Origin of the sequence: Lacibacterium aquatile (assembly GCF_042683105.1) — a bacterium.
Taxonomy (GTDB): domain Bacteria; phylum Pseudomonadota; class Alphaproteobacteria; order Elsterales; family Elsteraceae; genus Lacibacterium; species Lacibacterium aquatile.
This window is the reverse complement of sequence record NZ_JBHUIP010000013.1, coordinates 29952-49959: the sequence shown is the minus strand read 5'-3', so window position 1 is coordinate 49959 and position 20008 is coordinate 29952. Positions and strand designations below refer to the sequence as shown.

The window sequence follows — 20008 nt, the reverse complement described above, 5'->3', positions numbered from 1 at the left end:
CGTGCCTTAGGTCATGAAGGAGTAGAAGACCGCAATCGCGGTCGTGATGCTGACCAGCACCCCACCGATTGCGGCTGCCACCTGCTCGCCGAAGTACCGGGCGTCTTCGTCGTGCTTGGGCCGGTTGATTTCCATCGCCTGCAGCTTGGCATCGATGTTGGCGTATTCGTTCACGGCTTCATCGAAGCCACGAGTGTCGGCGCGGCGCTCGGCCTCGTCGTCCACCACGGCCAGCAACTGAATGAGCATGCCGTCGGCCGCAGCCTTGCGGACGCGCTCGCCCACTTTTTCGCGGCGCTTCTTCAGATGATACCCGGCGATGACCGGCTGCAGCAGCGTTGCCATCCACTGGCAAAGCCCTGGGCAGACCGGCGCGTTGGTCTGTTCCTGCACCGACGCCAGCAGCTTGAGGTACGCCAGGTTGCGGGTCGACGGATCGGGATGACCGCAGGCGCGGATCATATCGTCGTTCACACGGCGGGCGCGCGAGGCAATGAAGGCGATCGAATGGCGGTCGAGCGGCGTATCCGGGCGATTATCGTTCTTAGACAGACGATCCAGCACAGGAATCAACTGCCCAAGATCCATGACCGGGTCGCGCTCGAACATCGAGCTGTGGCAATGCTCGCCGGGGTTCAGTTCGTAGAGCGCGCGCTCCACACCGAAACCCAGGGCCGAATTTTCGATGACCGGCGGCAGACGCTCCAGAATCTGGGCGGCGCGCATGTCTTCAGAACGCGGCTTCTGCTGGGCGGCAACCCAGTTCAGCGGCAGGCGCGAGGCAATGATTTCGGAGATCAGCTGACGCTTGTCGCGATCCTCCATCGCCGCTGCCAGCGCCGGGCCAAGCCCATCGATGGCGACGCCGAACCCGCGATAGCGCATCGGCGCTGCGGGATCGAGGGGGATCAGCGCCCGGGCAACCATGCGGTCTTCAGTCGCGCGACCGGCGGTACCGCCACCCGAGACGACGGCCTGCTGCATCTGTTCGGCGCGTGGCTCGTCATTCAGCGAGCGGCGCAGCCACGCATCGAGCTGCTTGGAGCGCAGCGTCGGTGCGGCCAGAGCCGGATCCTGCGCCAGGGCCATGGCCAGAGCACGGGTGTTGAAGAATTCGGTTTCCTGGAACAGGAACGGGCGGCTGGCGCGCTGCGGCAGCTTGGGCTGTTTGGGCGACTGACGACGCCCGGCCAGCCACATGTCGAGATCCTGCACCGTCCAGCGTTCACGCGGATCGTCGGTCAGAAGGCCTCGCAGCGGCTCCATGAGCGAGAGCGGGATACGCGCCTGACCGACCAGCGCGGCGTAGGAGCCGAACTCGATCTTGTTGGCCAGCGCCCGCGCTTCATCCAGCTCGCCAATGGGATTGCGGCCCAGCACCAGGAAGATGATGGTCACGCCAAGCGAATAGAGATCGTTCGCCAGCGAGCCGTTGCCCCGGCCCGTCGGATGTGCCATCGCGGTTTCGATGGTCTCGAAAATCGCAGGCTGATCGTGGGCGGGCGGGCTCGACACGCATTCGCCCAGGATCATCGTCCGGCGACCGCCGTCGGCGTAGAAAATGTTCGTCGGACGGATCGCGCGATGGGTAACCATGCGGCCCGAGAATTCACGCAAAGTGCCCAGCAGCGGCGACATCAGACCGTCAATGATGTCGTCTTCATGCATCGGCGGCTGCGTCTCGGTCAGGGACGGCATGACCCGTGTCCCGACCGGACGTTCAATCACGATGATATAGCGATAGCGCCCGCCCAGCGGCCAATACATCAGGCCCCAGTCGGCGACCTTGATCATGCCCGACTGATTATAGCCGCGCAGCATCTCCAGAATGTCGGTACGGACGGGGATATCGGGATTGCAGACCAAGGCATAGAAAGCACGGGGATCGCCCCGTGCTGTAGCGTGGAAGGCCTGCGCACAGGGGCTGTCCAAAAGCGGGATCGGCTGCCCGGGGAAGATCTGGAATCGACCCTTCAAGTCGATGACGTTGCTGTCACCGCCCTCTTCTTCGATGGCGTCCATCACGCGCCCGTCCGTCTGATCCATCCCCAGCTTTCCGACTTCGTCCGTTATGCCTGGCTAGCGACACTGATCCGTTCTCAGATCAGCTTATGCGAGTATATGCAATGCAGCTCGCGCAAAACCTAACACATAGTGTGAGGATTCGCACGGCAGTCCAACTAAAATTTGTATTTTTTTAGATTGCGACTTTTAGATGCCGTTTCTTAGGCAAATTCCATGATGACTTGATCAACCGCAAGGCTGCTGCCGGGCTTGGCGAGTATCTTGCCAATCGTAACGTCCCGTTCGGCCCTTAGCACATTTTCCATTTTCATTGCTTCGACCACGGCCAGCGGCTCACCAGCCTTGATGGTCTGCCCCTCGACAGCCGCCAGCGACACCAGCAGCCCCGGCATCGGCGACAGGAGCATCTTTGAGGTATCAGGGGGCGCCTTCACCGGCATCAGGGACAGCAGTTCGGCTGCGCGCGGTGCCATCACCCAGGCCTGGATCGCGCAACCGCCCTGGACAAGACGGCTCGTCGTTCCCCTACGGTCAATCTGCACAACCATCGCGACACCATCGACGAAACCATCGAACCGGTCGAGATGCTGGCCCAGCTCGCCGCGCACCTTGCGGATATTGCCCTGACCATCGGTGATATCGACCCCACCATCGACCAACTTGGCCGCAACCTTGTGATGCCCCTCACCCGCAACCACCGTCCATTCCTTGGGCGGCGTATAGAGTTTGCCCGCCGTGCGACCGCTCATGCCCGCATCGCGCACCACGCTCGTCATGTGACGGGCAGCGGCAAGAGCCACCAGACGGTTCAGCGCCTCCCCCTTGGGCGAGGGCGCCACATAGCCTTCCGGGAATTCTTCGGCAATCAGGTTGGTTGTGAGATCACCCGACGCAAAACGAGGCAGATGCATCAGCGCGTTCAGGAACTCGACATTATGGCCGACGCCACGCACCTCGAACCCGTCGAGGGCCAGCGACATTCTCTCCGTCGCCTCAGCACGGGTAGCGCCATAGGTGATGAGCTTGGCGATCATGGGGTCGTAGAACATCGAAATCTCGGCGCCTTCATAGACGCCAGTATCGACGCGCACCCCCTCGCCCACCGGCGGCCGAAATTTGCTGAGACGACCGATGGACGGCAGGAAGCCGCGCGACGGATCCTCAGCATAGAGGCGGCTTTCGATGGCCCAGCCGGTCAGCTTGATATCATCCTGGGTTAGGGTCAGCTTTTCGCCCGCCGCGATGCGCAGCATCCATTCGACGAGATCGAGCCCTGTGACCAGTTCAGTCACCGGGTGCTCCACCTGCAGGCGGGTGTTCATCTCCAGGAAGTAGAAATTCTGATCCTTGTCGACGATGAATTCCACCGTCCCGGCCGAGCAATAGTCGACGGCCTTGGCCAGCGCCACCGCCTGCTCGCCCATCGCCTTGCGGGTCTGGGGCGTCAGGAACGGGCTCGGCGCCTCTTCGATCACCTTCTGATGGCGACGCTGGATCGAGCATTCACGCTCACCCAGATAAAGCGTATTACCGAATTGGTCGGCCAGGACCTGGATCTCGATATGGCGCGGCTGTTCGATGTATTTTTCGATGAAGACGCGGTCGTCGGCGAAGCTGGACTTGGCTTCATTCATGGTGGCGCGCAAGCCTTCGCGCACTTCCTTGGCCGAGCGCGCGATACGCATGCCCTTGCCGCCGCCGCCCGCCGATGCCTTCAGCATCACCGGGAAGCCGATCTCCTCTGCCACCTTCACCGCCTCATCATCGGAGGTCAGCGAGCCGAGGTATCCCGGCACGGTCGAGACCCCGGCAGCGCGCGCCAGCTTCTTCGATTCGATCTTGTCGCCCATGGCGCCGATGGCATGGGGACGCGGACCGATGAAGGCGATGCCGGCGGCGGCCAACGCCTCGGCAAAAACTTTCTTTTCCGACAGGAACCCATAGCCCGGATGCACGGCCTGGGCGCCGGTCTTACGCGCCGCTTCGACGATGCGGTCGATGACGAGATAGGAGGAGGCTGACGGGCTTTCCCCGATATAGACCGCCTCGTCCGCCTCGCGCACATGCAGGGCATCGGCATCGGCATCCGAATAGACGGCAACCGTCTTGATACCCAGGCGCTTGGCGGTGCGGATCACGCGGCAGGCGATTTCGCCGCGATTGGCGATCAGGATCTTGTCGAACATCAGCCGTTCCCTCTTCCTATTCCAGACCGAGCGCGCGTTGAACGAAAGCCAGCCGTTCGGCCACCTCCTCCAGCGCGGCATATCGGCCCGAGGCGCCACCGTGTCCGGCGGTCATTTCGGTCTTGAGCAGCAAAATATTGTCGCCGGTCTTATGGGCGCGCAGCTTGGCCGCCCATTTCGCAGGCTCCCAATAGGTGACGCGCGGATCCGACAGACCGGCGGTGATCAGCATCGCCGGATAATCCTTGGCCGCCACATTGTCGTAGGGGCTATAGGACTTCATGTAGTCGTAATAGGCCGGATCGGCGGGATTCCCCCATTCGAGATATTCCGGCGGCGTCAGCGGCAGCGTCGCGTCCAGCATGGTCGAGAGGACATCGACAAAGGGCACCAGCGCACAGATGGCGCCGAACAGATCCGGCCGCTCGTTCACCACCGCGCCCATCAGCATGCCACCGGCAGACCCGCCCATGGCCGCGATGCGCCCCTTGGCCGTCACGCCGCCTTTGATCAGATGTTCGGCCGCAGCGATGAAATCGGCGAAGGTGTTCTTCTTTTTGAGGAACTTGCCGTCCTCGTACCACGCCCGCCCCATCTCCTGCCCGCCGCGGATATGGGCGATGCACCAGACCATGCCGCGCTTGAGGAACGGCACGCGGTTGGGCGAGAAGCCGGGGTCCATCGAGGCGCCGTAGGAACCATAGCCGTAGAGCAGCAGCGGTCCCTGGTTCACCACCGGCCGCGACTTATGGCGCACAAGGGTCAAGGGAACCTTGGTGCCGTCGTGACTGACCGCCCAGTCGCGCCAGACCTCGTAATCATCGGGATTATGGCCAGGAACCTTGGCTTCCTGGATGATCTCCAGCCGTTCCTCGGCCACGTGATAATCGTAATAGGTCTTGGGCCGCGCCGGGCTTTCATAGCGCAGGCGCAGGGTGCCGCGATCCCACTGGTGACCGTCCAGGGCATAGACGACATAGGCCGCCTCCGGGAAGGTCAGCAGCTTGGCCTTGGCGTCGCTTTCATGCCCGCCGGGGATGACGCGCACGCGGCGCTGGCCGTCCGCCCGCTCGGTCACCCACCAGAAGTCCTGGGCCGTGCCGATGGCGGAGAGATAGACCTCGTCCGACGGTGCGATGACCTCTTTCCAGTTCGTCTCGGCCGGATCTTTCAGCGGCGCGCGCACCAGCCGGAAGTTGCGATGTGTGTCGTTGGTGCGGATCAGCAGCTCATCGCCCCGGTCCGCCACGTCATACTCATGGTCGGCGCGGCGCGGCAGCACGCACCAGGGCTTTTCGCCGGGCGTATCCAGCGACAGCAGCCAGGTTTCCGAGGAGGTCTTGGCCGCGCTTTCGATGATCAGGAACTGGCCTGACGGGCTGGCGCCAATGCCGACGAAGAAGCTGGCGTCGCTTTCCTCGTAGATCAGTTCCGGCATCATGCCCAAGGTCTTGCGATAGACCCAGCGCGGGCGCTGCGCTTCATCCTGCTGGATGTAGAAGATCGTCTTGCCGTCGTTGCTCCAGACCAGACCGTAGGAGCAGGGGAAGGCCGTATCCGTCAGATCCTTGCCACCTTCGAGATCGCGGATATGCAGGCGCAAGCGCTCCGATCCGTCCACATCCTCCAGCCAGGCCAAGCGCCGATGATCCTTGGTGACCGTCCAGCCACCGAGCTGGAAGAAATCCTTCTCCTCGGCCCGGATGTTTTCATCCAGGAACGTCTCGTCCCCGCTCTCGCCGGTGCGGAACCACACGGGGTGCTCCTGCCCATGGGAATAGCGGTAGGAATAGTGGCGACCGAACCACCATTCGGGCGGCGAGGTATCGTCGGGAATGACCAGGGCTTTGAATTCCTCCAGCAGGGCCGGGCGCTGATCGCCCTCCCCGCCCAGCACCTGATCGACATAGGTGTTTTCGGCCCGCAGATAGTCGAGGATCGCCTCGTCCGTCACCTTGGGATAGCCGGGATCGCGCAGCCAGGCATAGGGGTCCGGGCGGCCATCGGGATGGGTATAGGCGACTTCCTGCGCACGCGGCGGCTGCGGGAAAGCGGATTGCCGGAAGGGCTTCATCGGCCGTTCCTCCTTTTAAAGCGGGATATTGTCGTGCTTCTTCCAGGGGTTCTGCAGGTCCTTGCCCCGCAGCATGGCCAGCGCCCGGATGAGGCGACGCCGCGTATTGTGCGGCATGATCACATCGTCAATGTACCCGCGCGATGCGGCGACAAAAGGATTGGCGAACTTGGTGCGATACTCCTCGGTCCGCTCCTCGATCTTGGCCGGGTCCTTCATGTCGGCGCGGAAGATGATCTCGACAGCCCCCTTCGGTCCCATCACCGCGATCTCCGCCGTCGGCCAGGCATAGTTCACATCACCCCGCAGATGCTTGGAGGCCATGACGTCATAGGCGCCGCCATAGGCCTTGCGCGTGATGACCGTCACCTTCGGCACCGTCGCCTCGGCAAAGGCATAGAGCAGCTTGGCGCCATGCTTGATGATGCCGTTGTATTCCTGCGCCGTCCCCGGCAGGAAGCCCGGCACATCGACGAAGGTCACGATGGGGATGTTGAAGCAGTCGCAGAAACGCACGAAGCGCGCGGCCTTGACTGAACTGTCGATATCGAGGCACCCGGCCAGCACCATCGGCTGATTGGCGACGATGCCGACCGGATGGCCGTCGAAGCGCGCAAAACCGATGATCATGTTCTTGGCGTAGTTCGGCTGCAGCTCGAAAAACTCGCCTTCGTCCACGATCTTGCCGATGACTTCCTTCATGTCATAGGGCTTGTTCGGATTGGCCGGGATCAGGGTATCGAGCGCCAGTTCCGGCCGGTCGGCGGGATCGGCGGTCGGCCGAGTGGGCGGCTTTTCCCGGTTGTTCGAGGGCAGGAAATCGAGGAAGCGACGGAGTTCCAAGATCGCTTCGACATCATTTTCGAAGGCCAGGTCGGCAACACCCGATTTGGTGGTGTGAGTGACCGCACCGCCCAACTCTTCCTGGGTCACCGTCTCATGCGTCACGGTCTTCACCACATCGGGGCCGGTGACGAACATGTAGCTGCTATCTTTGACCATGAAGATGAAGTCGGTCATGGCGGGCGAATAGACCGCACCGCCCGCACACGGCCCCATGATCATGGAGATCTGCGGCACCACGCCCGAGGCCAGCACGTTGCGCTGGAACACCTCGGCATAGCCACCCAGGCTTGCGACCCCCTCCTGGATACGCGCGCCGCCGGAGTCGTTCAGACCGATCACGGGCGCGCCGACCTTCATGGCCTGATCCATGACCTTGCAGATCTTCTCCGCATGCGCCTCGGACAGGCTGCCGCCGAAGACGGTGAAGTCCTGGCTGAAGACAAAAACCAGACGCCCGTTGACGGTGCCAAAGCCCGTCACCACGCCATCGCCGGGAACCTTCTGTTCACCCATGCCGAAATCGCTGGTGCGATGTTCGACGAACATGTCCCATTCCTCGAAGGAACCGGGATCCAGGAACAGGTCGATCCGTTCCCGCGCCGTCAGCTTGCCTTTTGCATGCTGAGCCTCGATCCGTCGCTCGCCACCACCCAGCCGGGCTGCAGCGCGCTTCTCTTCCAATCGGCGCAGGATCTCTTGCACGGGCGTTTCTCCCACCGTTTCTTGTTCAGCGGCAGGCACTTTACGTGCACGTAAAGTTATTCGCCAGAGGCTAACGCGTCAAAAACCCTCAAACGCGGGCAAGCTTCAGAAAGCGCTCGATCTCGATGAACTCCAACTTCAGCGCCGCGCGGCGATCCGCGGCTTCGTAATCCTCGCCCCAGAGTTCGATCTGGAAGGTTTCATCGAGCTGACTGACCGAGAAAGCTTCCTCTGCGGTCAGCTTGCCGGCGATCATGGCCGCACCGATCACGAAGGAACCGGCAGGCGGAACCGCCAGGGCGAAGGCCGTCAGTTCCACGTCCGATAGGCCCACGACATAGCGCGCTGCAGCGGCCATAGCCTCTTCCGACTGATCGATGGGCATAATCCCGGATGTCGGCACCAGCGACAGGCCCAGCTTGCCCGACGCCCAATGCAGCAGCGGGTCCCAGGTGGCCGCCTGACGCTCCACCAGCGCGGCCGGTTCCCCAGCGCGATAACAGAGCAGGTCCGATCCCGCATAGGCGACGAGCTCGATTTCCATCTCCGAGCGGCGCGGGGCAACACGGTCGATCTGGGTCGCGCTCATCCGGGTCAGCGGCATGGTTTCGGGGAGAATCTTTTCACCCTGGGCCGCCCATTCATCTGCGATGCCTTGTGCCAGCGGGAGGCTTGCGAAGATCAACGGATTACCGGCCGGCGTCTTGATCGGCCTGCCGTCCAGCAGCACCCGTCCGCCCTGCTCATCGACCGTGACGGTCTTATAGAACTTCTTCATCTGATCGCCCCGCACTTACGCGAAAAACCTGTCGAGGCATCAGGTAGCCCAATCGGCGCCAACCTGCCAGAGGCAGTTGCGGCAGCTATCGGCCCAGGGCTTTTAAGATCATATCGTATTCGCCACTCAAACGGATCGAGGTCAAACCGCGATTAACGGCCTCCAGCAGCGCTTCGCCCTTCGGGTCGCCCCTGCGAACCAGCAGATAATGGCCGCTGACCATCAATTCATCCTGGGCCAAGGCGATACGCCGCTCCACCTTCAACGTGCGGGCGATGTGCCAGATCACAGAGGGGTCGTTGACGACGATATCCGTGCGACCTGCCGCCAACATGCGCACGCAGGCTTCGAGATCGTTCGGCTCCAGGCGCTTCACCCGCCCAGCCTCGACCGCGCCGACCAGCACGCGGGGAATAGGCCAGCCGACCGGGATGCAAGCAGTCTTGCCGTTCATAGCGGTGATTCCGCTCCAGCCACCATGGGCCTGCGACGGAACGAAGGCCCCCATGGTCAGCGCGCCCAGTGGATCGGAAAAACGAAAACGCCGCTCCCGCTCGTCCGTACGGGCCAACGGAAAGGCAGCGTTGATTTCGCCGTGCCCCAATTCGTAGAGCGCCCGGTTTCCGGGCATTTCCACGATCTGCACTTTGACATCAACGGCCCGCAGCGCGGCCTTGACCACTTTGGCCAGCAGACCGCCATCCGGCAAAGTCGAATCTGTATAAGGCGGATATCCAGATACGATTGCGAGGACCGGAAGAGACGCGTCCGATGAGAGCGCCTGACTTTTTGCAGGACCACCGATAAAAACAAGAGCCAGAATAACCAGCCCTCTGCAAAGTCGCATCTGCACAACCCTTTAGAGCATCACCTCTTTATCGCTTAAAAAGCCGTTATTCCGCAATATTTATTCAAATGCTTGACTATCAGGGATAGCCGCGCAACTGCTCCAGTCGCCCACTGGATGCCAGAGCCGAGAGACCATCATTGATGAGTGCAACCATACGGTCGGCATCACCTAATGCTTTCGATACAGCAACAGCCATCGGCACTTCCGTCACTAGCCCTCCGCGACGCACCTGGGGTAAGGTCGGATCGAGTATCCATTGCCGGTCAACGATTGCCGCATCTCCGATAAAGAAATCGACGCGCCGTGCCGCCAACATCCGCAGGCACCCGGCCAGATCAGCGGCGGAGATACGGGTTACCCTCGAGGCTTCTTCCAGCGTCATCGCGGGAGGGTCCGACCAGCCGTCCGGGCGACAATAGGATTTCCCAGTTGCACTGACCGCCCCCTGCCACCAGGGGTCGACTTCCAGTGGGTAATAGATTCGGGAACGCACCATCACCAGGGCATCGGAAAATAGGACCTGCTGGGTACGTTCCGGCGTGATGGCATAGGGAAAGGCCCCAGTATAGGACCCTTCCATCATAAGCTGCCACCCGCGACGCCAGGGGAGGAAATCGACCTGAAGCTTGCGCCCCTGGGTTGCCAAAGCCTCACGCAGAATCTGCGTCGCAACACCGCCTTCTGGGGAGAGTTTGTCAACATAGGGCTGATAATCCGGCCCCGTGACGAACATCAGCGCCTGCTGCCCCTTCGCTTCTCCGAAGGGACCCGAAGTGAAAACCAAGAGAAAGGCGAAGATTGCAACAGCAACGAACCCGCCGCTCCACTCAGATCTCTTTTCCGGAACTCCCCACATTTTCCAACCCCGTCAGAAACGTCAGCAACGCTTACTGAGCGTGGTTCTTATCTTAACCTAATTCGAGTTTCAGCGTGCAAATTGTCTCAACCCATAGGCGAGCTTAGGGCTTTGGAGGATTGAATAACCCCTTTAGGGGCGAGACAGGCTTCTGGGTCGTGGTTTCCGTCGTTGTTGGTTTCGCGGCAGGCTCGGCAGCCTTTTGCGGCGTTGCCTCCTTGGGATCATCGGCAGTTGGTGTAGCAGCGGCTGCTTCTGCCGGAACGCAGGCACTGTTAGCACGGGTTACCGGCTTGTTGTCGCCTGTCTTTCCGCCCGTCGCGGCACCCAGCACGCCACCCAGGACACCGCCAAGCCCCTTGTCGCCAGCAGCACCGATGGCGCCTGCGCCGCCTTTAAGGACATTTTCCGCCAAAGCGCCCATGTCTGGTTTAAAGCGGGGATTGATCAGCGTCCCTTCAACATCAACCGGCGGCGCCAGACTGGTCAGGGACTGCTCGCGCTTCCGGGGGTCAAACCGTAGATCCAGGACTTCCTTGCCTAGATCGACCTGACCCTTGCCGACGACGGACAGGATCTTGCTGTCCATGCCGAAGGTCTTCACGGTCCCCACGCCATCTTTCCAGGCTGTGTCCGAAATGAAGCACTGCAACTGGTCCGATCCGGCATGGGTCGGGATCAGCAACTTGGCCAGATCGCCCGAGAGCGGCTCGATATAGCGGTGATTCAGGATGCCGACACGCGTGGTCATGACATGGGTGGTGCCGTCCAGACTAGCGGCAATATCGTGGGCGCTGCGCCCTTTGGCCGTCAGATCCACGGTCAGATCCACGCCCGTTTCCACCACGGGATTTTGTCCCAACTGCGCCAGCAGCTTCTTGGTGTCGATATTCTTGCCGTTAAGCTGGAAGTGGCTGGTCGCATTCTGCCCATTGAAGGTCAATTGCCCTTGCACCTTGCCATCCGCGAGGGTGAAACCAAGCGGCGCCAAAGCAAGATTACGGTTCAACAGCTTAGTCTCAAGCGTCAGATCGCTCAGCAGCAGACCGTCATATGTGACCTGCGCTGCCGCGACTTGAATGTCCGCGTCTAGGGTACCCAGGGCATCAAGCGAGAAGGGATCGTCGCTGAAGGCCTTCGTTTTCGCGGAGGTCGCAGGTGCAGTACCTGCCCCCGTTCCGGCCCCCTTGGCCTCACCAGACGACGGCATCAAGCTGTCGACATCCAGCATCGGCGCATTGAGGTTGGCGACCACTTTGGGACGTGCCCCGCCAAGGGCCGCCGAAAGATTGCCGCGCACATGGTTCGAACCGGCCTTGAGATCCATGCCGGTTACAGCCACGGCTGCAGGAGACGCCGCGATCTTGCCGCTGAAGGTAGCGGCCTGCTTCAACGGCAGATCGATCCCCGCAAGGGCGGCAAGCGCAGCCGGTGTGGGCGCATTCAACGTCACATCACCATCAAAGCGAGGCTCAGCCTTGCCCATCACCACGGCTGTCCCCTGGGCCGTCAAGCTCGCATCCAGCAGCTTTACCTCGATCCCGCGCAGCGCGAGGTTCGATAGCGGGCCGGAGACCTTGGCGACCAGGGTGACCGGACCGGTGATATCTTTCTTGAGCTGAAGCGGTCCGGTCAGGACTTTCCCATCCGGCACAGTGGCAACGATATCAGTGGTAATCCGGGGCTCCTTGCCCGTCAGGTCCAGCGCAACCGGCCCCCGCACCGATGCGGGACCATAGGACAGCGAGAGATCCTTGCTTTCCGGCTTGTCGAGCGTGCCGGTGACGGTCGCCGTCACGGCGAGCGGCTGATCCAGCGGAATGTCCTGACCGAAGGCTTTGGCCAGTTGCTGAGGCTCCGGGACCTTTGCAGTGACGGTGACGGAGTTGGCACCGCCTGACCTCGACAGCTTGCCGGAGATCGCAACCTCGGCGCTACCGACAGAGGCGGTCACCTTGTCGAACTCGGCTGTATCGGCGGTTGTCCTGATCGATCCCACCAGTTTGAAGGGCGGCAGCTTGGGCAGGTCCATACCCGTGAGCGTCGCCAACATATCGAGCGACTGACCGGAGAGGTCAATGCGGCCTTCACCCAGGCCCAGAGCGCTACCAAGACCCGCACGCGCATCCATATCGATCTTGATGCCAGCCGCCTCGCCCGACAGAATCAGCGGCACATATCCCTCGTTCGCCATCAGCGGCGAGAGCGACTTCAACTGGCCTTTCAGATCCAGCGGGGCACCGTCGATGGTCCCTTTCACCTGGAAGGGCAGCGGATCGCTGGGACCAGTCAGCTGGGTTTCCAGGGTTTCGACCACCAGATCATGTTTGCGACCCGACTTGGCATCGCGATAGGCGATCCTGCCTTTTTCGATCCGCACCACATCAAAAACCGGCAGCGCAGAGGCGGCTGAATTGGCGGCATCTTTAGCGGGGGCCTGAGCCTGTCCCTGGGGCGCTGGAGCAGCGGCCGCTCCCGGCTTATCGAACAGCCAGTTCTTGCGACCGTCGGGCAGGGATTCCAGCAGGATATCCGGGCCGACCATGATCAACTTCTGAATCTCGATCCGGCGATTGACCACCAGCGGCACGAGCGCGACCTGCACCTCAAGCTTCTGCACCTTCGCCATCTCCGGGCGCGATCCGCCTGGGATATTCCCGATAGTGACGTCATTGGCGATCAGCCTAGGATTGAACGACAGGCCCAGTTCCATCGGCCCCGCCAGCGTCACGTCTCGCCCGGTCGCATTCTTCAGCTCGGCCGAGATGCGGTCCCGATAGTCGTTCGGGTCGAACGTGCTCACGAAAATCGCGCCCCCCACTACGGGGATCAAGATGATAGCGGCAGCGGTGAGGAGGATCGTGCGGGTTTTCATCGGGCGCTCCTTCCGGTCGATAAGCCTTCCAGCGATGGGACGGCCTTTCTTTCATATAGGCAGCGACGTGCTTTTGGAAACGCTGCCTGACCAAAGAAGCGCCCAATCAGGGCAAAGACGTGGCGCGGGCGACTGGACAGATCGCATTTCGGCTGTTAAGCAAGCGATATACAATTTAAAGGGGAAAAATAATGAATATACTCGCCTGCTCCAGCGTCCTGCTCTCGCTTATCTGCATGCCGGTGGCGGCCGCGACCGACAAGCCGGCCAAAGCGCCACCCAAGCCCGCTCCCAGCCAGAGCTTTGCCGACATCGGCGCCGCCGAAAAAACCTGCGGCAAGGACAAGGTTGTCTGGTTCAACCCGGCGTCGGGCATCTTTTTCGAGAGCGGCAACAAGTTCTTCGGCAAAACCAAGACCGGCGGCTATTCCTGCCGGGAAACCGCCACCGGATCGGGTTACCGCTCCTCCAAGAACCGGACCTGAGTCAACCCGCCGAACGCATGCCGCCAAGGCATGTTCCGCCACATCATTTGCGTTGTTATGACCCATCTTCGACCATCAGATTTTCTGCGCTTAGCATGACCATCTGAAGGGGAAAATGATGATCCGCGGAATCTGTCTCGCCCTGCTCGCTCTTAGTGTCGTCAGCCCGGCATTGGCACAGGACAAAGCTAAAAAAGCCCCCAAAGAGCCGATGGCGACCCCCGCCAAGACTTTCGCTGATTTCGCCGCGACCGAGAAAGGCTGCGGGAAGGATAATATCGTCTGGTACAATCCCAAGACGGGCGCCTTCTTCGAAACCGACAACAAGTTTTTCGCGAAGACCAAGCTGGGTGGCTATACCTGCCGCGACAGCGCCGTTGCGGCTGGTTACCACACCTCCAAACACGCCACCCGAAAATAACAGCTTCAGCCTCGTGCGGTTCGTGGTCCACGAGGTCTGCGAACCGGCGAGCGGCCAGTAGCCTGACGGACCGACGACAAGGTCGACAGAACCGGCAAAGCGCGCTTCAGGATCGGCACCTGATCGACGCTGGTGGGAAGCCCCTTCATGATGCCCGCCGCCGCCCCATGGGCGACATTACGGGCGGCATCGACACCCCTCGCGCCCATCATGGCCGAAACACCGGGCGAGGCCTGACGCTGGGCGGACTGGAAGGTTTCCATCGCAGCCTTGGCTCTAGTGGTGATTTCCTCGGCCCGTTGGCGCGCCTGATCGATGGCGGCCCGCGCCCCGGCAGCAGTGGGGTCGATATTGAGGTTCTGGCGGACCGCTGCCAGGGCCGTCGCCTGGGCATTCAATTGCGAGAAGCTCTGCCCCGTCCCCTCGCTCCGCAGACGGCTGATCCAATCGACCGCCCCGCGCAGATAGGTGAGCCCCTGCGTGGTCTGCGCCGACAGATCCAGGCGCCCGGCCAATTGCGCCACCGGCAGCCAACTCATGGCGCGCTGCGCCGCTTCCCCCTGCGGGTCCACGGGCGGAGGTTGGGGCGGGAGGGTCAGCCCGCGATTGGCCATCCGTCCCGCGAGATCAACGGCGATATCGCGAGGCTGCCCCTGCCCCATCAGATCGACGCCCAGGCGGTCGCGAACGAAGCCGACACCCCAAGCCAGGGCACCAGCTGCCATCGTTTCGGCAAAACGTTCGGGATCGATCTCAGGCGTGGCGCCTTCGCAATCCTCAGCGGCGGCGACAACTTCCTCCACCGCTTCGGCAAAGCCCTGATCCTCAATGCCGTAGCCCAGCTCCTCCTGCGCCAGTTGATCAAGCGCGCAGATCCCGGCGAAAACACCGGAGATGCCCCAATCGAAGGGCGGGATCTCAAGCTTCGGGAAACCGGGGAAAAACGGCAGCAGTTCCTCCTCGGGTAGCGGCTTGGTCTCAGGCGGTGGGACCTGCTGCGCCGCCTCCACCGTCTCCTCGAAAGGGGTCGGCTGATGTTCTTCCTCGGTCTGCTGCTCTTCCTCAGGCGAACCGAAACCGAAGCCGAATTCGGGGGGGAAACGCGCCGCCTCCCCCATCGCCCCGCAATCGACGGCGTTGCTCCGCTGCCCGTGGGGATCTCCAGAGGAACGCTGCGGGCCGGGCCCGCCCCGCGGCGGGGCGCCGCCCCCTCGCGCCGGGCCGAGCCCGGTCAATTGATTTTCACCAGGGCGCCTTTAACGGTCAGGATGCCACCCGCCGAAACCTCGCCCAAGCCGTCGGCCTTGAAGTTGGCCATGCTGCCCTTGGCATTGAGCATGCCCGCCGTTTCGATATCGATCTTGGCCGGGCTTTCGAGCTTGGCGCCTGCAGTCCCTTTCATGCCCAGGGTTGCGGTGGCTTCCAAGGTCATGGCCTGCATCGATTTGAGCGCCATGGCCGCCCCGCTGTCCAGCGTGATGCCGCTGCCTGCCGAACTGGCCGTGATCTTCACGTCCTTGGCGGAGATGCTGAGGCTGCCCTTGACCTCGATGGTTAGATTACCGCCCACCGACAGGGTGTGATCGCCTTTGACGTTCTGGGTGAAATTGGCGTTATTGGTGTGGGTCTCGCCGCCCTCCACCGTTACCTCGCGGGTGCCGGTGGAAATGGTGATCGTCTCGTTCCCCTCCGTCACCGTGCGTGTGCGGTTGTTTTTGACGGTCTGAGTCTGGTCGTGATCGACGGTCAGGGTGTCGTCGTTGGTGATGGTCGCCGTGCGGTCGTGTTTCACCGTCCAGGTCTCGTCATTCTCGACCGTGACGTTGTGATCCTTCTGGGCGAACATATAGATCTCTTCAGCGTCCGCCTTATCCTCGAACCGGATCTCGTTGAACTTGCCGTCAGTGTTCGCGGCGCGGGTCTTGATCGTGCTCTTGGTCTTTTCTCCCGGCAGGCCGTAGGGAACGCTGTTGGTGCCGTTATAGACGCAGCCGGTGATCAGCGGCTGATCGGGATCGCCGTCAAGGAAACTAACCACCACTTCCATGCCGATGCGCGGCAGGAAGACAAAGCCCCAGCCGCTGCCCGCCCAGCCCTGGGCACAGCGGATCCAGCAGGAGGCTTTTTCGTCCTCTTTGCCCACCGCGTCCCAATGGAATTTCACCTTCACGCGACCGTACTTATCCGTATGGATCTCCTCCCCCGCCGGTCCCACCACCTTGGCGGTCTGGGTCGAAGGGATGAAGGGGCGGAAAGCGGTGATCGGTGCCCGGAACGTGACCGTGGCCGGGAAGCTCAGGGCCGAGACATGGAAGGTTTCGGCCGTGGCATCGATGGCGGTTTCCAGGATCGTCCAGCCGCCGTTCACCGCACTGATCGGGTGGCTGGCCAGTTCGAACTTATAGCCGCAGGCGAGCGAGCGGTTGGTCCCCGCGATGCGCAGCAGCCGCTGCCCAGCCTCATGGGCGCCCAGTCGGAAACCGGCCAGCCGCGTCCCGGCATCCGCCGTCGTATGGGTCCAGCCCCAGTCGTTCTGTTTAGGCGTTGCCGCATCGCCTTCCGAACTGACGGTCAGGCTGGTGGCGGGGGTTTCGAAATGATAGGAGCGCATGCCGACCGCTTGCGTGATCTGGCGCTTCTCCAGCCGGACGTCATGGACACGCTCGTTGTCCATGGTCGGCTCGTCCATATGCTCGGTCCATTCCAGGGCCGCGACGACGGGACAATCCACATGGGCATCGGCATCGTCGCCCAGGACCAGCGTATCGGCGCTGTCGGAATGTTCGAAGAAGAAGAAAATGCCCTCGTCTTCCATCAGGCGGCGGATGAAATTGAGCGGGCTTTCGCGCCACTGCACACAATAGTCCCGGGCCGTATAGGTCCCCGTCAGCGACTTTTTGACATCGGTGACCCCACCATCGGCCAGAATGGCGTCGATGATGTCGGTGACGCTCTTGTTCTGGAAGATCTTGCAGTCAGCCGCCAGATCAAGCGCCCAAAGCTTGGGTCGCAACTGCGCCTGGAAGAATACCCGCTCGATATCGGGCTGCACGCCGGTCAGCGCGACTTCGGTCAGAATGCCGTGGATATAGCGGTCATCCTCATCGGTGACGGAGATCTTGACCGCCGCCGGCAGGCCGACCAGCGCCTCGGTATCGAAATCGGCAGCATCGACGTACATCTCCAGCCGATAGTTATAGAGGTCGGAAATCCGCTCGACGCCCGAGATGCGCGCCAGCTGGACCGAGCCCGATGCACCGCTGATGGTGATGCTGAGATATTGGGTTTCCTGACGATTGTCGGCGGGCGCGCTCATGTAGCCTCGGTAAATTCATAGGAAAAGCGGCCGTCGAGATCGAGGCTCACGAAGATGCCGCCCAGCCGATCACCCTTGGCCATCGCCTCCAGGATCAGGTCGGCGAGGTCCGCTTGCAGGCTCGATCCCAGCACATGGTCGATGAGCCGTGCGCCGCCCTCTTCGGCGCCCAGGCACCGCTCCAGCAGCGAGGCTCGCACATCCCCGCCCAGGGTCAGGGTCGTGCCGTGGCTCTCGAACAGACGGGTCGAGAGATGCGACAGCTTCAGATCCAGCACCTGTTCGATCAGGTCGCGGGTCAGCGGGCCATAGGGCACGATGGTCATGCGGGACAGGAAGGCGGGTTTGAAACGCTTGAGCAGCACCGGACGGATGGCTTCGGCAATGCTTTCGGCATCGATCCCTTGGGTCATCAGCTGCGTGATGGCTTCGGCGCCCAGATTGGAGGTCAGGCAGATGACCGTATTGCGGAAATCGACCTCCGTCCCCTCGGCATCCTCCAGCCGCCCCTTGTCGAAGACCTGATAGAAGAGGTCGCAGACATCGGGATGGGCCTTCTCGATCTCGTCCAGCAGCACCAGCGAATAGGGCGCACGGCGCACCGCCTCGGTCAGAACGCCGCCCTGACCATAGCCGACATACCCCGGCGGGGAGCCCTTCAGCAGGGCCACCGTATGGGGTTCCTGAAACTCGCTCATATTGATGGTGGTGAGGCCCCGGTCGCCGCCATACATCAGTTCGGCGAGCGCCAGCGCAGTTTCGGTCTTGCCGACGCCGGTCGGTCCGCACAGCAAAAAGACGCCGATGGGCTTGCCGGGTTCGGCAAGACCGGCGTGATAGGTGCGCAGGCGGGTCGCGATGGCTTCCAGCGCCTGGGGTTGCCCAACGACACGCCGCTCCAACCGCGCCTCCAGGGAGGTCAGCAGCGAGATATCGTCACGCATCATCCGCCCGACCGGGATGCCGGTCCAGGCTGCCACCACATCGGCGATCACCCGGCCGTCCACTTCCACCGGCACCAGCGGCGTTTCGCCCTGCATCTCCACCAGCTGTTCGCGCAGTTCCATCAGTGCATCGGCGTCAAGGCTACCCGCCCGCAATAGATCGCGCAGCCTGGCCGCCACCGCGCTCTCTTCTTCCCAGCGCTGCTGGAGGTCGGCCTCCTGCGCCTTCAACAGAATGCGCTCCTCCTCCGCCTGGATCAGGCGGCGGTGATGACTGATCCCTTCAGCGGATTCGCGATGCAGGATGATCAGCTCGTTATCGAGAATGGCGAGATGCTGGTGGACAGCCTCCAGCGGCGCAGGCGTGGCATCGCGCGCCACCGCCACCCGCGCGCAGGCGGTATCGAGGACGGAGAGCGCCTTGTCCGGCTGCTGACGGCCGGTGATATAGCGGGAGGTGAGCTTGACCGCCGCCTCGATGGCGCCTGCCGTCACCCGCACCCCATGGTGCTGTTCCATCTTCACCGCCACGCCGCGCAGCATGGCAACGGCAGCCGCATCATCCGGCTCGGCGACTTTCACCACCTGGAAACGCCGGGCGAGCGCCGGATCCTTTTCCACATAGCGCTTATATTCGGCCCAGGTGGTGGCGGCGATGGTCCGCAACTCGCCGCGCGCCAGGGCCGGTTTCAGCAAATTGGCGGCATCTGCCTGCCCCGCCGCCCCGCCTGCCCCGATCAGCGTATGGGCTTCATCGACAAACAGGATGACCGGAACCGGGCTGGCCGCAACCTCTGAGATCACGTTCTTCAGGCGCTGCTCGAATTCGCCCTTGAGGCCCGCACCGGCCTGGAGCAAGCCGAGGTCGAGGCTGCGTAGCACTACCTTTTTCAGCGGCTCCGGCACCGTTCCGGCGGCGATGCGCTGGGCGAAACCCTCGGCGACCGCAGTTTTGCCCACGCCCGGCTCGCCGGTCAGGATCGGATTATTCTGGCGGCGGCGCATCAGGATATCGATGACCTGCCGGATCTCGCTATCGCGGCCGACGATGGGGTCCATCTTGCCCGCCCGCGCCAGGGCGGTCAGGTCCTGGGTATATTGATCGAGCGCACCGCCAGGGGCCGCTGTCGGTGCCTCCTCACCGGCCACACCGGCAGGAGCGGCGCTATCCTCGGCCGAGGACTTGAGGAATTCGCCTAAGTTCTCAGCCAGATGATCACGCGGAATCTTCAGCAGCAGCGGACAGGCGTCGATCAGAACCGACCGCGTGCTATCGCGCGACAGGGCTGCGGCCAGCAGAGTGCCGGAGCGGATACTGGCATGGCCCAACTGGACCGAGGCAATGACCCAGGCCTCCTCCAGCAGATCCAGTAGCCGGGGGCTGAGCGCCGGGGTGCGCCCATTGCCGCGCTTCATCGGTTCCAGCGCCTTGCGCAGATCGGCTTCGATGGCGCCGACGTCCAGCTCGTAATATTTGAGGATTGGCAGCACGTCCTTGCAGGGTGGCTGCAACAGCTGGAGCAGCAGATGCTCCAGTTCTACCGTGAAGTGAGTGGCGGCCAGGGTGGCGGAGGCGGCTTTTTCGAGGGCGCTGCGGGGGGCAGGCCCCAGCTTACCGATCAGTAGACGCATGTCGCGGCTCATCCCGTG

General features: G+C 62.4%; 13 protein-coding genes. 2 read left to right on the top strand and 11 right to left on the bottom strand.

What is annotated here, in order from left to right; genetic code table 11:
• Positions 1-6: 6 nt before the first annotated feature.
• The 8 genes from ACFSM5_RS15325 to ACFSM5_RS15290 form a co-directional block, all read right to left on the bottom strand.
• On the bottom strand, positions 7-2046 hold the full coding sequence (locus ACFSM5_RS15325; protein WP_379877345.1) for a serine/threonine-protein kinase: 2040 nt from the start codon (positions 2044-2046) through the stop codon (positions 7-9).
• Positions 2047-2225: 179 nt separating this feature from the next.
• Complete coding sequence (locus ACFSM5_RS15320) at positions 2226-4211, bottom strand: acetyl-CoA carboxylase biotin carboxylase subunit (RefSeq protein ID WP_379877344.1); 1986 nt, start codon at positions 4209-4211, stop codon at positions 2226-2228.
• Between the two features lie 16 nt (positions 4212-4227).
• Positions 4228-6285: a S9 family peptidase gene (locus tag ACFSM5_RS15315; RefSeq protein WP_379877343.1), complete on the bottom strand. Its 2058-nt coding sequence runs from the start codon at positions 6283-6285 to the stop codon at positions 4228-4230.
• A 15-nt stretch (positions 6286-6300) separates the two neighbouring features.
• On the bottom strand, positions 6301-7833 hold the full coding sequence (locus tag ACFSM5_RS15310) for an acyl-CoA carboxylase subunit beta (RefSeq protein ID WP_379877342.1): 1533 nt from the start codon (positions 7831-7833) through the stop codon (positions 6301-6303).
• Positions 7834-7921: 88 nt separating this feature from the next.
• On the bottom strand, positions 7922-8611 hold the full coding sequence (locus tag ACFSM5_RS15305) for an ATP12 family chaperone protein (protein WP_379877341.1): 690 nt from the start codon (positions 8609-8611) through the stop codon (positions 7922-7924).
• Positions 8612-8696: 85 nt separating this feature from the next.
• Complete coding sequence (locus ACFSM5_RS15300; protein WP_379877340.1) at positions 8697-9458, bottom strand: substrate-binding periplasmic protein; 762 nt, start codon at positions 9456-9458, stop codon at positions 8697-8699.
• A 79-nt stretch (positions 9459-9537) separates the two neighbouring features.
• Positions 9538-10194, bottom strand: coding sequence for a substrate-binding periplasmic protein (locus tag ACFSM5_RS15295; RefSeq protein WP_379877339.1), 657 nt, complete (start codon positions 10192-10194; stop codon positions 9538-9540).
• Positions 10195-10420: 226 nt separating this feature from the next.
• Positions 10421-13192 (bottom strand): AsmA family protein, encoded by a 2772-nt coding sequence (locus ACFSM5_RS15290; protein WP_379877338.1) that lies wholly within the window; start codon positions 13190-13192, stop codon positions 10421-10423.
• A 191-nt stretch (positions 13193-13383) separates the two neighbouring features.
• Between ACFSM5_RS15290 and ACFSM5_RS15285 the strand changes: the two genes are divergently transcribed.
• Together ACFSM5_RS15285 and ACFSM5_RS15280 are read left to right on the top strand one after the other, a co-directional pair.
• A complete protein-coding gene (locus tag ACFSM5_RS15285; RefSeq protein WP_379877337.1) occupies positions 13384-13677 on the top strand; it encodes a hypothetical protein in 294 nt (97 codons plus the stop codon).
• Between the two features lie 118 nt (positions 13678-13795).
• Positions 13796-14098 (top strand): hypothetical protein, encoded by a 303-nt coding sequence (locus ACFSM5_RS15280; protein ID WP_379877336.1) that lies wholly within the window; start codon positions 13796-13798, stop codon positions 14096-14098.
• A gap of 5 nt (positions 14099-14103) precedes the next feature.
• Here ACFSM5_RS15280 and ACFSM5_RS15275 read toward each other — a convergent pair whose 3' ends face one another.
• From ACFSM5_RS15275 to tssH, 3 genes are all read right to left on the bottom strand, one after another.
• A complete protein-coding gene (locus ACFSM5_RS15275) occupies positions 14104-15216 on the bottom strand; it encodes a hypothetical protein (protein WP_379877335.1) in 1113 nt (370 codons plus the stop codon).
• A 113-nt stretch (positions 15217-15329) separates the two neighbouring features.
• Entirely contained in the window at positions 15330-17414 is a 2085-nt protein-coding gene (locus tag ACFSM5_RS15270; protein ID WP_379877334.1) for a type VI secretion system Vgr family protein, read from the bottom strand.
• Positions 17411-20002, bottom strand: a complete 2592-nt coding sequence (gene tssH, locus ACFSM5_RS15265) for a type VI secretion system ATPase TssH (protein ID WP_379877333.1) — start codon at positions 20000-20002, stop codon at positions 17411-17413. Before tssH ends, ACFSM5_RS15270 begins: the two co-directional genes overlap by 4 nt.
• Positions 20003-20008 lie beyond the last annotated feature (6 nt).

Bases quoted from the DNA above. Each gene is read 5' to 3' on its own strand.
- ACFSM5_RS15325 (WP_379877345.1), bottom strand. From the start codon at position 2,046: ATGGATCAGACGGACGGGCGCGTGATGGACGCCATCGAAGAAGAGGGC.
- ACFSM5_RS15320 (WP_379877344.1), bottom strand. From the start codon at position 4,211: ATGTTCGACAAGATCCTGATCGCCAATCGCGGCGAAATCGCCTGCCGC.
- ACFSM5_RS15315 (WP_379877343.1), bottom strand. From the start codon at position 6,285: ATGAAGCCCTTCCGGCAATCCGCTTTCCCGCAGCCGCCGCGTGCGCAG.
- ACFSM5_RS15305 (WP_379877341.1), bottom strand. From the start codon at position 8,611: ATGAAGAAGTTCTATAAGACCGTCACGGTCGATGAGCAGGGCGGACGG.
- ACFSM5_RS15300 (WP_379877340.1), bottom strand. From the start codon at position 9,458: ATGCGACTTTGCAGAGGGCTGGTTATTCTGGCTCTTGTTTTTATCGGT.
- ACFSM5_RS15295 (WP_379877339.1), bottom strand. From the start codon at position 10,194: ATGTTCGTCACGGGGCCGGATTATCAGCCCTATGTTGACAAACTCTCC.
- ACFSM5_RS15290 (WP_379877338.1), bottom strand. From the start codon at position 13,192: ATGAAAACCCGCACGATCCTCCTCACCGCTGCCGCTATCATCTTGATC.
- ACFSM5_RS15285 (WP_379877337.1), top strand. From the start codon at position 13,384: ATGAATATACTCGCCTGCTCCAGCGTCCTGCTCTCGCTTATCTGCATG.
- ACFSM5_RS15280 (WP_379877336.1), top strand. From the start codon at position 13,796: ATGATCCGCGGAATCTGTCTCGCCCTGCTCGCTCTTAGTGTCGTCAGC.
- ACFSM5_RS15275 (WP_379877335.1), bottom strand. From the start codon at position 15,216: ATGGGGGAGGCGGCGCGTTTCCCCCCCGAATTCGGCTTCGGTTTCGGT.
- ACFSM5_RS15270 (WP_379877334.1), bottom strand. From the start codon at position 17,414: ATGAGCGCGCCCGCCGACAATCGTCAGGAAACCCAATATCTCAGCATC.
- tssH (WP_379877333.1), bottom strand. From the start codon at position 20,002: ATGAGCCGCGACATGCGTCTACTGATCGGTAAGCTGGGGCCTGCCCCC.